Below are 14,773 nucleotides of genomic sequence, written 5' to 3'. Positions count from 1 at the left end.
AAGATGAATACGGACTTACGCGTCATGCTACAAATATAGAAATCCCCCAATCGCTTCATAACCAGCCTTTTTATTGTCAGGACGCTTTGTTACGGGACTCTACGGCGCGGGTTTCATTTTTTTTAACTCAACCGTTGCAGATGAACTCAGCTGCCCGCCCTGAAGCTCCTTTACCACCAAGGGTTTTGGCCAATTCCATATAATCTTTCAAGATGCGCTCCCTTTGATCGCCGCCCGGCAGGATGCGCGCAAGTTCGTTCAACACTTTATCCGGATTGCAATCCTTTTGAATCAGCTCCTTCACAACTTCGCGGTCCAGAATAAGGTTTACGAGGGAAATATAGGAAATGTTTACAAGTTGTTTCGCAATCAGGTAAGATAATGTAGCGCCTTTGTAGCACACCACCTGAGGGATACCCAGCAAGGCGGTTTCCAGGGTGGCCGTTCCGGAAGTCACCAGGGCAGCCGCGGAATGGCGAAGAAGCTCATGGGTATCAGGCGCCAGAACGGGGGAATGCACCCCGCAAACCTGCTGGTAGAAATCATCATCAAGAGAAGGAGCCTTACCGATTACAAACTGGTAACCGGGGGTTTTTCGGGCGGCCTCGAGCATAACAGGCAACATTCGTTGCACCTCCTGTTTCCTGCTTCCGGGCAACAATGCAACAATGGGCCTCCCATCCAAACTCAGCCGGGAGCGGTATACATCCGATGGTTCCGTGGATTTTTCATGGGCCAGTGCATCAAGTAGCGGATGTCCGACAAAATCCACATGGTAGTTGTACTTCGAATAAAATTCCTGTTCAAAAGGAAGGATCACCAGCATCCTGCGCACATCACGCCTGATCTTCTTCACACGCGAAGCCTTCCAGGCCCACACCTGTGGTGAGATATAATAATAAACGGGCAGTTGGCGGGATTTTGCAAACGTTGCGATCCGTAAGTTAAAGCCGGGGTAATCAACCAGGATCACTTTATCCGGAGCGTAGCCTACCAGGTCTTTCTTACAAAAACGGATAAGGCGCAGGATCTGGGGCAGATGCCGGATCACTTCAAAGAAACCCATAAAAGCAGTTTCGCGGTAGTGTTTCACAATCTCCACACCAGCCGCCTGCATCCGATCACCACCCCAGCCGCGCAACTGTGCGTCCGGGTCAATACTTCGAATAGCCTTTACCAGGTTCGCCGCATGCAGATCACCGGATGCCTCACCTGCGATGATATAATACTTCACCGAATGATATGCTTAATGAAACTTGAGATACACCACCAACGGTGCCCATGCGAACATGGTCATCGTCAGCACGCCGCGGGCGGCCAGATCCATCTTTTTCCAGATAAAAAAGAAAAAGAGGGCCAGGTTCATAATCAGGCTCAGGCTCACCACCGGCGATTGCACGCTGGGGGTATTCATTACAAAATGCACAAACCCCATGGGAGTATGTTTCATTTGCCCACCCATCAAAGTAATGAAGTAATAGAACCAGAAACCCAGGAAGGGACCCAACGTTCCGAGTACCACACCCAGGCTTACCCGGTTGTATCTGAGCTTCCAGTTCATTCAAAGTCCCATTGGTTCAATGTACTGATCGAGTGATGAGAAGTCATATCAAATTGCACAGGCACCACAGATACATAGTGGTTCTTCAGTGCCCATTCATCGGTATCCTCTCCGTGATCCTGTATGCGGAAAACACCTGTCAGCCAGAAATAGGGAATACCCATCGGGTCGCGTCTTTCTTCGAATTCCTCCTCGTATCGCGCCATGGCCTGACGGCATACTTTGATACCTTTCAGTTTTTCTTCCGACTTACGGGGGATGTTCACATTGAGGCAGGTTCCCTCCGGAAGTCCATGCTCCAGTACCTGTGACACCACCTGCCGCACCACATCCTCCGCTTCGGAAAAATCAGCCCCTACGGAGTGATCCAAAAGAGAAAAACCAATGGAAGGAATGCTTTCAATGGCACCTTCCACCGCTGCCGACATGGTACCGCTGTAGATCACATTGATCGAAGAATTCTGACCATGATTGATGCCGGACACACAAAGATCCGGTTTGCGATGGAGCAGTTGGTTCACCGCCAACTTCACGCAATCCACCGGGGTGCCGGAACACTCATATTCACGGTGTCCGTTGATCTGTACCTCCTGCAACCTCAGGGGAGAATGAATGGTGATCGCATGCCCCATTCCCGATTGCGGTTTATCGGGTGCCACAACCAGCACATCGCCGAATTCGTTCATGATGCGGATCAGTGTCCGCAATCCCGGGGCCTTGATCCCGTCGTCATTGGTGACCAGAATAACCGGCCTCTTAGAAGTGTCTTGCATTGTCGCAAAGCTACGCAATTCAACAAAACACCTTCTTCCGTCGCATCAATAAAAAAGGGTGCAACGGGTGCACCCTTTTCTGCGATTACCTGCAAGCATTATGAAATTTTGATCTGGCGTGCAGGTGATACCTGGGTCTCTTCCTTCTTGGGAAGATCAATCTTCAGGATTCCATTCTCATACTGCGCCTGAATGGCATTGGCATTAACGCTTTCGGGTAAACTGAAAGAACGTTTGAATGAGCCAAAGCTGAATTCTTTGCGGGAGTAGTTTTTTTCCTTCCCTTCCTTTTCAGCTTTGAATTCCGCCGAAACAGTTAGTGTTTCGTTTTCAACCTTTACATCAAAGTCTTCCTTTTTGAATCCGGGCGCGGAAAACTCCACGTGGTATTTGTCCTCCGCCTCCGAAATATTCACGGCGGGCATGGAAACCCTGCCTCCGTTGAAGACGGCGGGCGAGAGAAAATCATCAAAAAAGTCTGAAAGTGCAGGATGAAATGCGGGGTCGCCCTTTTTAAATTTAATGAGTGTCATATCAAATCCTCCTTATATTTTTGGTTGGTGAATGATTGAGTTTCGTCATTCACCGAACAAGTCGTGTACCAGTCCGAATCCGCTGACACAATGACGGGAAAATTGGGAATTTTTAACGATCATGAATGACATTTTTACACATCAAGTGAATACATTTGGGGAGATGAAAGTTTGGACATTGCTTTGATAGCAACAGATTACAGAGATTTTTAACAACCATAGAAAGGACACCATGTTTTTTATCATCATCATCGCATTCGCATTGGTAGGAGCTGCAGTAAGTAGCAGGTTGAAGAACCGTTTTGCGAAGTACAGCAAATCAACATTGAGTTCCGGAATGACCGGCAAGGAAGTAGCCGAAAGAATGCTACGCGACAACCGCATCACCGACGTGCAGGTGATTTCAGTAGAAGGTCACCTGAGCGATCATTATAACCCTGCGAAGAAAACCATCAACCTCAGCAAGGAAGTATATCATGGAATGAATGTGGCTGCCGCTGCCGTTGCCGCCCACGAAACAGGACATGCCGTTCAACACGCAACCGAGTATGTCCCACTCCGATTCAGATCTGCCATGGTACCAGTGGTTTCATTCAGTTCACGCTTTATGAACTTCATTATCATCGGCAGCATTTTCCTTGGCTTCACTTACCGCATGTACATGGAGCAGATCATCTGGGCAGTCATCATCGCCCAGGGCGCATTGGCCCTCTTCAGCCTGATAACCCTTCCCGTAGAGATTGATGCGAGCCGCCGTGCTTTGATATGGCTGGAAAGTTCCAGGATCACATCCGGTACGCAACAAGAAGAAGCCAAGGATGCACTCAAGTGGGCGGCCATGACTTATGTAGTTGCAGCCCTTTCTGCTGTTACGATGCTCCTGTACTATGTAGCGCAGCTCAGCGGACGGCGGAGTTAATCACTCATCATCCGGGAAAATCTTTCCCGGATTCAGAATACCCTTGGGATCAAACACACGTTTGATCCCTTTCATTATTTCCAGCTGGGTTTTCCCGAAGGCGATGTCCATGTATGATTTCTGGACCCAGCCGATTCCGTGTTCACCCGACAATGTTCCGCCGAGTTCTACTGTTAACCTGAATATTTCCCGAATACCTTTGGGTAAGTCCACATTCCAGGCTTCATCGCTCATGTTGTCTTTGAGAATATTCACATGCAGGTTGCCATCACCCGCATGACCGTAGCACACCGAACGGAAACCGTATTTCTTGCCTATCTCCTTCACCCCGTTCAACAACTTCGGAAGGGCTGCGCGGGGAACAACGGTATCCTCTTCCTTATATACAGACACATGCTTCACGGCTTCCGCCACTTTTCTCCGCATGTACCAGAGTGTTTCTTTCTGGGCTTCCGATTCGGCAAATAGCACCTCCCCCGCATCAAACCCTTCCAATACTTCTGATATCCGCTCACAATCGCGAATCAACACCTCTTCTTCAAATCCATCCACTTCAATCAACAAATAAGCTTCCGCCTCTCCCGGATCTATGGTGATGTTGTCATCATAGCTGCGGGCACACAACAAGGCATCCCGTTCCATGAATTCCAATGCCGATGGCGTGATGCCAGCTTGAAACACGGCGGCCACAGCAGCACAAGCCTTCTCAGCAGATACAAAAGGCACAAACATCAGCAGCGTGCGGGTCGGATGCGGGATCAACTTCAACCTGATTTTGGTGATCACACCCAGCGTACCTTCACTACCGATCATCAGCTGGGTCAGATTATATCCGGTTGAGTTCTTCAGCACATTGGCTCCCGTCCAAATCACTTCACCGGTTGGAAGCACTACTTCCAGGTTCAGCACGTAATCCCTCGTAATACCATATTTGACTGCATGCGGACCTCCGGACGACTCGGCCATGTTCCCACCCAGAAAACATGACCCCTTGCTGGCGGGATCAGGTGGGTAATACAATCCCTTTGCAGCCACAGCCTCCTGGAACACCTGATTGATCACACCGGGCTCCACCGTGGCCTGGTAGTTCGCTTCGTCAATCTCCAGGATATGGTTCAAACGATCCATGGCCATCACCACACCGCCCATTACAGGTAACGCACCACCGCTCAGGCCGGTCCCGGCTCCCCTCGGAGTAACAGGTATCCCTTGGGCATTGCATAGTGAGAGGACTGCTGAAACCTCATCCACCGAACCGGGCCTCACTGCTACATGAGGCAAGAACACAAGGTCTTCGGTTTCGTCTTTGCCATAAACCGTCAACCGTTCCCGGTCTGTGTACACATATGTATCTCCTACAATTTCCTGCAACGCCACCATAATTTTGGCGTCCATTTCCTTGCGGACATTATTCGTACGCTCCATTTGAATCCTTTTAAAATATCCTCTACTTTCGCGGGACCTTCCCGTAACTAAAAGAAGTCGGAAATTAGCAAGAATATCAAAGAAACACGTTGCAAATGAGCATAAAAATGACCCGTACGGGCGCCAGCGCATGCGCTTTGTTTTTACTTTCCACCACATTGGGATTTGCCCAGAAAAAGTTGACCTTGGAAGACATCTGGACGAGTCCCAAGTTCAGGCAGGACTACGTTTGGGGCATCAACTCCATGAAAGACGGCAGCAACTATACATCCATGGCGTACCTGTCTGACGGGTCGAAAGCCATCGTTCAATATGCCTACAAGACCGGCAAAGCGGTAGACACTTTACTAAAGTCGACCTGGGTGAACCCGCCGCTTGATTTTGATGACTATGGGTTCAGTCCGGATGAGTCCAAAATTCTTGTATCCACAGAAACCGAGAAGATTTACCGGCATTCCTCCATGTCCAATTACTACATATACGACCGTGCCACCAAGAAGGCATCCAAGGTATCGGAAGGAGAAAAGCTTCTGTTTGCTACCTTTTCACCTACCGGCAACAGGATCGCCTTTGTAAGGCAAAACAACCTGTTTGTGATTGACCTGGAAGGCATGCTGGAAGAACAGATCACAACAGACGGAACCGAGAACCAGATCATCAACGGCCGCACCGACTGGGTGTATGAGGAAGAGTTTGCATTCGACAAGGGTTTCTTCTGGTCGCCGGATGGCAACAAGATCGCCTTTTACCGGTTTGATGAATCTGCCGTACCACAATACTTTTTCCCTAAATATGAAGGCAACCTTTATCCTGAGGAATACAGGTTCAAATACCCGAAAGCAGGCGAAGAGAATGCAAAAGTGAGTGTACTTGTCTACGACCTTAAAAACAAGAAGATCACACAAACAGGTATCCGCACCTCACCCGATGAGTACATTCCGAGGGTGAAATGGACCCACGATCCGAACCTGTTGTGCGTGTACTTCATGAACCGCCATCAGAACGAACTGGAATTGATCGGTTACAATACCACCACGAAGGAGCGCTCCTCCCTGTTAAAGGAGACTTCGGACACCTACATCGACATCGATGACGACCAGTACTTCCTGAACGACGGACAACACTTCATCTGGACAAGTGAGTCCGACGGCTACAAGCACATCTACCTGTACGACATGAAAGGCACCAAAGTGCGCCAGATCACCAAAGGCACTTGGGAGGTCACTTCGTTTTACGGGATCGATGAAAATACACAGACCTTATATTATAGCTCTGCGGAACCGGGTGCCACCGAACGCCAGGTGTACAGCATCAAGATTGACGGAACAGGCAAAAAATCGCTGACACCGGAGAAAGGATGGAATGAAGCAAGCTTCAGCAACGGCATGAAGTACTTCATCAACTTCTGGTCGGATATCAATACGCCAAGCAGAATCTCCCTACACGAACAATCAGGCAAACTCATCCGCGACCTGGAAACCAATGATGAATTAAAAAAGACCCTCTCCGAATACAACCTACCCCAAACGGAAATGTTCAAGTTCATGACCCAGACAGAAACCCTGCTGAACGGGTACATGATCAAACCGCCAAACTTCAATCCCGACAAACAATACCCGGTGTTGATGTATGTATACGGAGGTCCGGGTGTACAAACCGTTACCAACCAGTGGGGCGGCCCAACGCACCTGTGGCACCTGTACATGGCCCAGCAGGGATACATCGTGGTATCGGTAGACAACCGCGGAACCGGTGGCCGGGGAGCGGCATTCAAAAACTGCACCTACAAGAACCTGGGCAAACTTGAAACGGAAGACCAGATCGAAGCTGCACGTTTCCTGTCAAGCCTCACATTTGTAGACAAGGATCGCATCGGCATCCAGGGCTGGAGCTTCGGGGGCTACATGTCTTCACTATGCATCACCAAAGGGGCCGATTATTTCAAAACCGCCATCGCCGTGGCGCCTGTCACCAACTGGCGTTACTACGATTCCATCTACACAGAAAGATACCTGCAAACCCCTCAGGAAAACCCCAGCGGATATGACGACAACTCCCCCATCAATTTTGTGGATAAGATCAAAGGCAAATACCTGCTCATTCATGGCATGGCGGACGACAATGTGCATTTCCAGAATGCAGCCGAAATGATCCGCGCCATGGTCGACAAGAACATTCCTTTTGAGTTGGGTGTGTATCCCGACAAGAACCACAGCATCTACGGCGGTAACACACGATTGCACCTGTATTCCAAGATGACAGAGTTCCTGCTCCGCAACCTGTAAACAACAATTGGGATGCTAACGGAAGAAAAACGTGGGGAAAGGCACGAGCGGAACGATTGATAATTTTTATCTATCTTTCGCCGCACCGAAACCATCAGATACCCGCATCTAATTCTGGTTAAACACCAATAAACATGGAAAAACAGGAAACCCTATTCGGCCATCCCAAAGGTCTCTACATTCTGTTCCTCACCGAAATGTGGGAACGTTTCAGTTACTATGGCATGCGGGCCATTTTGACATTGTATATGTACACGGAAGCAACCGCACAGAATCCGGGCCTTGGTTGGGACAAAACCTTCGCCCTCTCCATTTACGGATGGTATACCATGGCGGTGTATGTCATGTCCATTCCCGGGGGCATCATCGCCGACCGTTTGTTGGGACAAAAGAAAGCGGTGATGCTGGGCGGGTTGCTATTATGCATCGGACAAAGCGTGCTGGCATTTGAAGGCATCTATTGCTTTGTCTCCGGCCTTACCCTGATTGTCTTTGGCGTGGGACTCCTCAAACCGAATATCTCTACCATCGTTGGCGGACTTTACAAACAAGGCGACATCCGTCGTGACAAAGGCTTCACCATTTTCTACATGGGCATCAACTGTGGTGCCCTGCTGGCGGCTCTGATCGCCGGTGGCGTGGGAGAAAAATACGGATGGCACTATGGGTTCGGACTGGCAGGTATCGGCATGATCATCGGTCAGGTTACTTTTATCCTGGGGCAGAAATACCTGAAAGGCATCGGAGAATCTGCCAAGGACCTTGAGAAATCCGGCGTGGACCTCAAACGCCCGCTGACCAAAATCGAACGGGACAGGATGGTCGTCCTGCTGCTTTCATTCATCATCATCATCGTATTCTGGGGCGCTTTTGAACAAGCCGGTGGTTTGATGAATATTTATACCAATGAGAAGGTGAACCGGAGCCTGTTCGGGTGGGAAATGCCCACCACCTGGTTCCAGGCTTTCAACCCCGGATTTATCATCCTGTTCGGTACGCTGGTGGCCAACTTCTGGGCCAACCGCCAATTGAAAAACAAAGAGGCTTCAACCTTATTAAAAATGGCATCCGGTACCATCATCATGGGACTTGGATTTCTGCTGATGACCGGCGCATCCATGGAAAGCAGTTCTTCCGCTGATGGAAAGGCAAGCCTGTACTGGCTCATCGGCGCCTATCTCCTGCATACCATTGGCGAACTTTGCGCATCGCCAACCGCCCTTTCATTTATCACGAAACTTGCACCTGTGAAATATGCCTCATTTATGATGGGGGCCTATTTCGCAGCAACCGGACTCGGAAACAAACTCGCCGGCATCCTGGGCGAACAAGCACAGTCAGCAGGAGAGATGGAGATCTTTCTGGGCATATTCATCTTCACGGTTGCGTTCGGTTTGTTGCTGAGGGTATTCCTCAAAAAACTCAAAGCCCTGACCCACGGTGCTGAAGACATCACGGCTGACGAACATGAAACCGAAGGCTTTGAAGTGGCCGACACCGCCACCGCATAGGTAACCGGAAACGCAGAGAACGGAAGTAGAATCCTAATTTTCTTGTTTTGACTTTGAATCAGTTTGGAGGATCGGAAGACAACCAGAAAACCATCATTGGTCACCCGGTAGGACTATTCATTCTTTTCTTTACGGAAATGTGGGAACGCTTCAGCTACTACGGTATGCGGGCGATCCTGGTGTTTTACCTGGTCAGTGACATCAGTAAACACGGTTTCGGCTGGGACCAGAGTTCAGCGCTGATGCTCTATGGCACATACACCAGCCTCGTGTATCTGACCCCCTTGGTGGGTGGCTGGCTGGCCGACCGTGTCATGGGTTTCCGGAATGCTGTCACCGCAGGTGCCCTGCTGATGACCCTCGGGCACGTTTCCCTCGCCTTTGAAAGTGTACCGACATTCTACCTGGGCTTGACCCTGCTGATCCTGGGCAACGGACTTTTCAAGCCCAACATTTCGTCCATTGTCGGAAACATGTACCCCCCGGAAAACCGAAAGAAAGACTCGGCTTTCACCATCTTTTACATGGGTGTGAATGCCGGTGCATTCCTTGGCATGCTGATCTGTGGATGGCTCGGAGAAACCTACGGCTGGAATTACGGATTCGGTTGCGCAGGTATCTTCATGTTCTTCGGTATGCTGCAATTCTATTTCGGTCAGAACATTTTCGGCGAAATCGGGTTGCGCCCTACCAAACTGAAACGGCCTGACCGCCCTTCTTCTCCAGAACGCACGGAAGAAAAAGTACCCTTCACCAAACGCGATGTGACCTTATTGGGGGTTAGCCTGACCGTGCTGGTCGCCACCATTATTGCCTGGTTCAAGGTGCCCTATGCATCCATCGCCATTCAGTATGCAAGCGTGTTGCCATTCATTTGCATTATGCTATTCTTTGTCTTGAACCGCCTCAAACGCTACCCCAAAGTGGAAAAGGACCGACTGGGCGTGATTGCGCTCCTTGCCTTTTTCACCGTTTTCTTCTGGTTGGCCTTTGAACAGGCGGGTGGCACCATGGGACTTTTTGCCAAAGACTTCACCAATCGTTCGTTGGTGAGTGAAGGTGAAATCCGGGCGTTTCAGATCATCAGCATTGCATTGACGGTTATTCCGATGCTCATCCTTACCTGGGTGCTGGGGAGCCTGGCCGTGCGTATCGCCAAGCAATATCCGCTGACCATCGTCTTTACCGGACTGAGTTTTGCTATCATCTGGGGGGTCATTTACATGATCAACGAAAAGAATTTTGATGACAAGACATTGGAAATCCCTGCCAGTTGGTTCGGAACGCTGAACTCGTTCTTCATCATCTCACTCGCGCCGTTGTTCTCCAATGCATGGGCATACTTGTCAAAACGCAACCGGAACATAAGCGGTCCGATCAAATTTGCCATGGGGCTCTTTCTTCTCGGTGCAGGATTCCTTGCACTTTCCTTCGGGGCATCCTCCATTCCTCAAGGAGCTACATCTGCCAGTGTAAGCATCATTTGGCTGGTTATGGCTTACTTCCTGCACACGGTAGGAGAACTGTTCCTGAGTCCGGTAGGATTGTCGTATGTAAACAAGCTTTCACCGAAACGATTACTGGCTTTCATGTTCGGCGTCTGGTACCTGTCTAACTTCGTAGCCAATTTCCTGGCAGGATTGATCGGTAGCTACATGGAAGAGATATCCAAGAAAAGCTCCATTTCCAATTTCTTCTTCATTTTTGTGATCAGTTCCGCCGTCGCCGGTATCGCCCTGCTGCTGCTGAACAAGAAAATGAAAAAGATGATGCACGGTATTGACGAATAAGTACCGTTGTAACATGTGACGAAGGGCTCGGAATACCTCCTTGAAAAAAGGGCCCGGATTTTGTACCTTTAAGAAGCAAACTTCGTACCCAAGTTATGCAGAAGACAATGAAATACAGCGCTATCATTGCTTTGACCAGCATGGTCATCGGCTTGATGGCATTCAGATACAGATCCGAAACAACCATTCAGGAAGAGGGCATTCACTGGATCTCTTTTGAAGAGGCCGTGAAGCTGAACAAGAAGGAAAAGAGAAAGATGTTTATCGATTTCTATACCAGTTGGTGCGGATGGTGCAAGCGGATGGATGCCACCACATTCAAGGATCCGGGTATCGTTGATTATGTGAACAAGCATTATTATGCCGTTAAGTTTAACGCCGAACAACGCGACTCGCTGGTGTTCAATGACCATACCTTCAAATATCTTTCAGATGTAGGTAACAGAGGTATCCACGAATTCGCACTCAGCGCGTTGAACGGCCGCCCATCCTACCCCTCCATCGTCTTCTTCGATGAAAAGATCAACCGGATCACCATTGCACCCGGTTATAAAGATGTGAAGACCATGGAATCCATGCTGAACTGGATCTACGACAATGCTTATATGAAGCAATCGTGGGATGATTACAACAAAGAGTTCCTGGCAAAACAAAACAGCAACTCAAGCGAATAAACCTTGAACCGTATCCTGCATATCCTGCTTGCCTTCATGGTGCTGACATCCACCATGGGCGTTACCATCGGCACGCACTACTGCCACGGCAAGGCGGTGAACCGGTCGCTTGTGATCACCGGTCCGCAGGAACCCTGTTGTGGCATGGCCGGTTGCTGCAAGAATACATTCCAATATAACAAGGTCGCCGCCGCATCTTTCCAGGTGAACGACCACACTGAAATTTCCTTTCCTTCCTTCATTACACATTCCCTGGCAAATGCAGGCACCCTGCTGCCCTTTGCCAACCACACCTGCCCGGATCATTCCCGGTTCGGCGCTTTCACCAAACCACCGCCTCCCTGCACAGTTGGCCACAAACTGGCCCTCTTGCAAACCTACCTTATCTGACATTGTTGTTGCTGAGTACGATCCTTTTGTCTCATCATTAACAACCATGTTATGTTTACCTATATATATAAGTGGCTACCGGCCCTGTTGATTTTCATCGGCCCGGTCGTTCATGCCCAAACACCCATAGAAGGCCGGGTGTTGGAAAAATCCGAGGAGGGCTCAAAACCCGCAGCCATTCTCTTTGCCAATGTTTACTGGGCAGGTACCCAAACGGGAACCGCCACAGACGCCGACGGTCATTTCAGCATTCCCCAGCCGAGTGCATATCCAGCTCATCTGGTAGTCAGTCACATCCAGTACGGCAGCGACACCATCACATTGAGCAAAGCGCCGTCTGAACCTTTACAGATCTACCTCACCAAAAGCACCATGCTACAGGTGGTAGAGAAAATAGAACGCCGCAACACCACCGACATATCCACGCTTGACAGTCGGGGTGTGCAATACATCACATCCGCCGAACTTCAGAAAGCCCCTTGCTGCAACCTCAGCGAGAGCTTTGAGACCAATGCCGCGGTGGATGTGGTTTACTCGGATGCGGTATCGGGGGCAAAAAAGATCCAGATGTTGGGACTGGACGGCATTTATACACAGATCCAGTTAGAGAACATCCCTCTCATAAGGGGCATGGGCGCCGCGTACGGACTCTCATTTGTTCCCGGTCCGTGGATCGAATCCATCAGTATCAACAAAGGAACCGGGTCTGTGCTGAACGGTTTCGAATCCATGACCGGGCAGATCAACCTGGCCTATGTGATGCCAGGAAAAGGTGACCGATACTTCATCAACCTGTTCGGCAACCACCAGGGGCGCATGGAGTTCAACGGCCATCTTCAGTCGATGCGCAAAAGCAAATGGAAGGCTGTGACCCTCGCCCACGCCAGCTATTCGGGCATGAAGGTGGATAACAACGGGGACGGCTTCCTGGACATGCCCACCGGACAACAAGTAAACCTCATGCAACGCTGGAAATATCAGTATGAAAAGATGGAAGGACAGTTGGCCGGACAATTCATGGACTGGCATACGCTGGGAGGACAAACCACATACAACCCCGATCTGGCATCCGACAGTACCAACGGATACGGTGTGGATGTACACATCCGCCAGTACGGAGCCTTTTCCAAAAACGGTTTCCTGATGCCATCGCACCACGACCATAGCCTGGGGCTTATCACTTCTGTTCGCAGAACCGAACAAACGGCACGCTTTGGGAACCGGACGTATGACGGAAGTCACAACAGTGGTTATTTCAACAGCATCTTCCAGGTGCAGGGCCACCACCACAACCTGTTGAAAACCGGGGTCAGCCTGCAGGTGGATGACTACAAGGAAACATTCGTTGATTCGATCTTCAACAGTACCGCTTGGGCCGCCGGCCCATTTGTGGAATACAGTATAGAAGACAGCGATAGGTTTTCAATGATCGGCGGACTTCGTGCCGACTACCATAACCTGTATGGAATTCAGGTAACACCCCGACTGCATGTTCGCTGGAGCCCATGGGACCTCACGGCGTTGCGTATTTCTGCCGGCCGAGGCTTCCGCAATCCGCACCTCTTTATGGAAAATCCTGCCATTTTTGCCAGTTCCCGCAAACTTGTCATCACCGGGGACCCGGGCATGGAGGATGCCTGGACCATCGGGGTTTCCCTGACACGCAAGTTCACCCTGTTCGGGCGCAAGGCATCACTGAATGCCGATCACTATTACACGGTATTCATCAACCAGGCGGTGATCGACCTGGACCGTAACGTGCATGAGATCGTGTACGGATCGTTAAACGGCACCTCCAGGTCACATAGCTCCCAGGTGGAACTGACGTTCGAACCACTGGAACGCCTCACATGCCGCCTTTCCGCCAGAAGGTATGATGTACAAACCACAACGGCAGGCCACCTGCAATCGCGGGCCCTGGTTCCGAAAAACAGGGGCATGATGAACCTGGCATGGGAAAGCAGGAATGGAAAGTGGCAGATCGATTTCACCATGAACGCTTTCGGAACAACACGCATCCCCGGCACAGAAACCAATCCCAACGCCTACAGGCGTGACAACCACTCGCCCCGGTATGTCATCCTTCACAGCCAGGTTTCCAAAGAATTCAAATGGTTCAGAGGCTACATCGGGGTCGAGAACCTGACAAACTATACCCAACCTGATCCCATTATTGGCAGTGACGCACCATTTGGTCCATACTTTGATGGCAGCCTCATCTGGGGACCATTAAACGGCAGAAGCATTTATGCAGGCATCCGCACCCATTTTAACTAACCTAAAACCCAATACCATGAAGACATATGTTAAAGTATTTGCCCTGATTCTTTTATTCGGTCTTTCATTCTTGCAGCCCGCGCAGGCACAGGCCAACCGCGACACGGTGGTCATCAAAACCTCCGCCATCTGCGGTGAATGCAAAGAGCGCATCGAGAAAGCCGTACGGTTCGTCAAAGGCACGATTGAATCGAATGTAGACCTTGACACCAAAGAGGTGACAGTGGTTTATAAATCCGACAAAACCAATCCGGATGAACTCCGAAAAGCCATTGCTGATGCGGGTTATGATGCGGATGATGTAAAAGCTGATCCGAAGGCATTCGGCAAACTACCCGGATGCTGCCAGAAACCGGGAGGTAAACATGAGTAATGTGCGGGAATTCCGGTTCAAGACCAACATCAATTGCGGCAGATGCGTGGGAGCGGTAACGCCGTTGCTGGACGGAAGGGAGGAAATAAAGTCCTGGAAGGTGGATATTGCATCACCTGACAAGGTGCTGACGTTGCAAACCGAGCCACAGTTCATTCCCGGGATATCGGCCGCGCTCGCCGACATCGGTTATTACATAGAACAGATGTAAAGGTACCCGGAACGGGCAGGACCGGAAGCATTTATTTTGCTAATTTCGTTC

The 14,773-nt window shown here is 50.1% G+C and carries 14 protein-coding genes; 9 read left to right on the top strand and 5 right to left on the bottom strand.

The window, feature by feature from the left end:
• Window positions 1-127: 127 nt before the first annotated feature.
• The 4 genes from lpxB to H6585_05155 form a co-directional block, all read right to left on the bottom strand.
• Window positions 128-1,234, bottom strand: a complete 1,107-nt coding sequence (lpxB, locus tag H6585_05170) for a lipid-A-disaccharide synthase (GenBank protein MCB9447719.1) — start codon at window positions 1,232-1,234, stop codon at window positions 128-130.
• Between the two features lie 12 nt (window positions 1,235-1,246).
• Complete coding sequence (locus tag H6585_05165) at window positions 1,247-1,561, bottom strand: hypothetical protein (GenBank protein ID MCB9447718.1); 315 nt, start codon at window positions 1,559-1,561, stop codon at window positions 1,247-1,249.
• On the bottom strand, window positions 1,558-2,334 hold the full coding sequence (surE, locus tag H6585_05160) for a 5'/3'-nucleotidase SurE (protein ID MCB9447717.1): 777 nt from the start codon (window positions 2,332-2,334) through the stop codon (window positions 1,558-1,560). The genes H6585_05165 and surE overlap by 4 nt, the downstream gene beginning before the upstream one ends.
• A gap of 98 nt (window positions 2,335-2,432) precedes the next feature.
• Complete coding sequence (locus H6585_05155) at window positions 2,433-2,867, bottom strand: Hsp20/alpha crystallin family protein (GenBank protein MCB9447716.1); 435 nt, start codon at window positions 2,865-2,867, stop codon at window positions 2,433-2,435.
• Window positions 2,868-3,099: 232 nt separating this feature from the next.
• Between H6585_05155 and H6585_05150 the strand changes: the two genes are divergently transcribed.
• Window positions 3,100-3,786 (top strand): zinc metallopeptidase, encoded by a 687-nt coding sequence (locus H6585_05150; GenBank protein ID MCB9447715.1) that lies wholly within the window; start codon window positions 3,100-3,102, stop codon window positions 3,784-3,786.
• Here H6585_05150 and H6585_05145 read toward each other — a convergent pair whose 3' ends face one another.
• A complete protein-coding gene (locus H6585_05145) occupies window positions 3,787-5,181 on the bottom strand; it encodes an FAD-binding protein (protein ID MCB9447714.1) in 1,395 nt (464 codons plus the stop codon).
• 137 nt (window positions 5,182-5,318) lie between these two features.
• Here H6585_05145 and H6585_05140 point away from each other — a divergent pair, with 137 nt between their 5' ends.
• The 8 genes from H6585_05140 (at window position 5,319) to H6585_05105 (ending at window position 14,722) form a co-directional block, all read left to right on the top strand.
• Window positions 5,319-7,496 carry a S9 family peptidase gene (locus tag H6585_05140; protein MCB9447713.1) on the top strand — a complete coding sequence of 726 codons (2,178 nt, stop codon included), beginning with the start codon at window positions 5,319-5,321 and terminating at the stop codon, window positions 7,494-7,496.
• Window positions 7,497-7,630: 134 nt separating this feature from the next.
• Complete coding sequence (locus H6585_05135; GenBank protein ID MCB9447712.1) at window positions 7,631-9,007, top strand: peptide MFS transporter; 1,377 nt, start codon at window positions 7,631-7,633, stop codon at window positions 9,005-9,007.
• A gap of 47 nt (window positions 9,008-9,054) precedes the next feature.
• Complete coding sequence (locus H6585_05130; protein ID MCB9447711.1) at window positions 9,055-10,797, top strand: peptide MFS transporter; 1,743 nt, start codon at window positions 9,055-9,057, stop codon at window positions 10,795-10,797.
• A 95-nt stretch (window positions 10,798-10,892) separates the two neighbouring features.
• Window positions 10,893-11,471, top strand: a complete 579-nt coding sequence (locus tag H6585_05125; GenBank protein ID MCB9447710.1) for a thioredoxin family protein — start codon at window positions 10,893-10,895, stop codon at window positions 11,469-11,471.
• Between the two features lie 3 nt (window positions 11,472-11,474).
• Window positions 11,475-11,861: a hypothetical protein gene (locus H6585_05120; protein MCB9447709.1), complete on the top strand. Its 387-nt coding sequence runs from the start codon at window positions 11,475-11,477 to the stop codon at window positions 11,859-11,861.
• A gap of 51 nt (window positions 11,862-11,912) precedes the next feature.
• Window positions 11,913-14,138, top strand: coding sequence for a TonB-dependent receptor (locus H6585_05115; GenBank protein ID MCB9447708.1), 2,226 nt, complete (start codon window positions 11,913-11,915; stop codon window positions 14,136-14,138).
• 16 nt (window positions 14,139-14,154) lie between these two features.
• Window positions 14,155-14,511, top strand: a complete 357-nt coding sequence (locus tag H6585_05110; GenBank protein MCB9447707.1) for a heavy-metal-associated domain-containing protein — start codon at window positions 14,155-14,157, stop codon at window positions 14,509-14,511.
• Window positions 14,504-14,722, top strand: coding sequence for a hypothetical protein (locus H6585_05105; GenBank protein MCB9447706.1), 219 nt, complete (start codon window positions 14,504-14,506; stop codon window positions 14,720-14,722). Before H6585_05110 ends, H6585_05105 begins: the two co-directional genes overlap by 8 nt.
• Window positions 14,723-14,773 lie beyond the last annotated feature (51 nt).

Source organism: Flavobacteriales bacterium (genome assembly GCA_020635855.1).
In the GTDB taxonomy this organism is placed as follows: domain Bacteria; phylum Bacteroidota; class Bacteroidia; order JACJYZ01; family JACJYZ01; genus JACJYZ01.
Note: the sequence above shows the minus strand (reverse complement) of the source record. Positions and strands in the feature narration are given on the sequence as shown.

Coding starts and splice junctions, on each gene's coding strand:
- H6585_05165 (MCB9447718.1), bottom strand. CDS start 1,561: ATGAACTGGAAGCTCAGATACAACCGGGTAAGCCTGGGTGTGGTACTC.
- surE (MCB9447717.1), bottom strand. CDS start 2,334: ATGCAAGACACTTCTAAGAGGCCGGTTATTCTGGTCACCAATGACGAC.
- H6585_05155 (MCB9447716.1), bottom strand. CDS start 2,867: ATGACACTCATTAAATTTAAAAAGGGCGACCCCGCATTTCATCCTGCA.
- H6585_05150 (MCB9447715.1), top strand. CDS start 3,100: ATGTTTTTTATCATCATCATCGCATTCGCATTGGTAGGAGCTGCAGTA.
- H6585_05145 (MCB9447714.1), bottom strand. CDS start 5,181: ATGGACGCCAAAATTATGGTGGCGTTGCAGGAAATTGTAGGAGATACA.
- H6585_05140 (MCB9447713.1), top strand. CDS start 5,319: ATGACCCGTACGGGCGCCAGCGCATGCGCTTTGTTTTTACTTTCCACC.
- H6585_05135 (MCB9447712.1), top strand. CDS start 7,631: ATGGAAAAACAGGAAACCCTATTCGGCCATCCCAAAGGTCTCTACATT.
- H6585_05125 (MCB9447710.1), top strand. CDS start 10,893: ATGCAGAAGACAATGAAATACAGCGCTATCATTGCTTTGACCAGCATG.
- H6585_05115 (MCB9447708.1), top strand. CDS start 11,913: ATGTTTACCTATATATATAAGTGGCTACCGGCCCTGTTGATTTTCATC.
- H6585_05110 (MCB9447707.1), top strand. CDS start 14,155: ATGAAGACATATGTTAAAGTATTTGCCCTGATTCTTTTATTCGGTCTT.
- H6585_05105 (MCB9447706.1), top strand. CDS start 14,504: ATGAGTAATGTGCGGGAATTCCGGTTCAAGACCAACATCAATTGCGGC.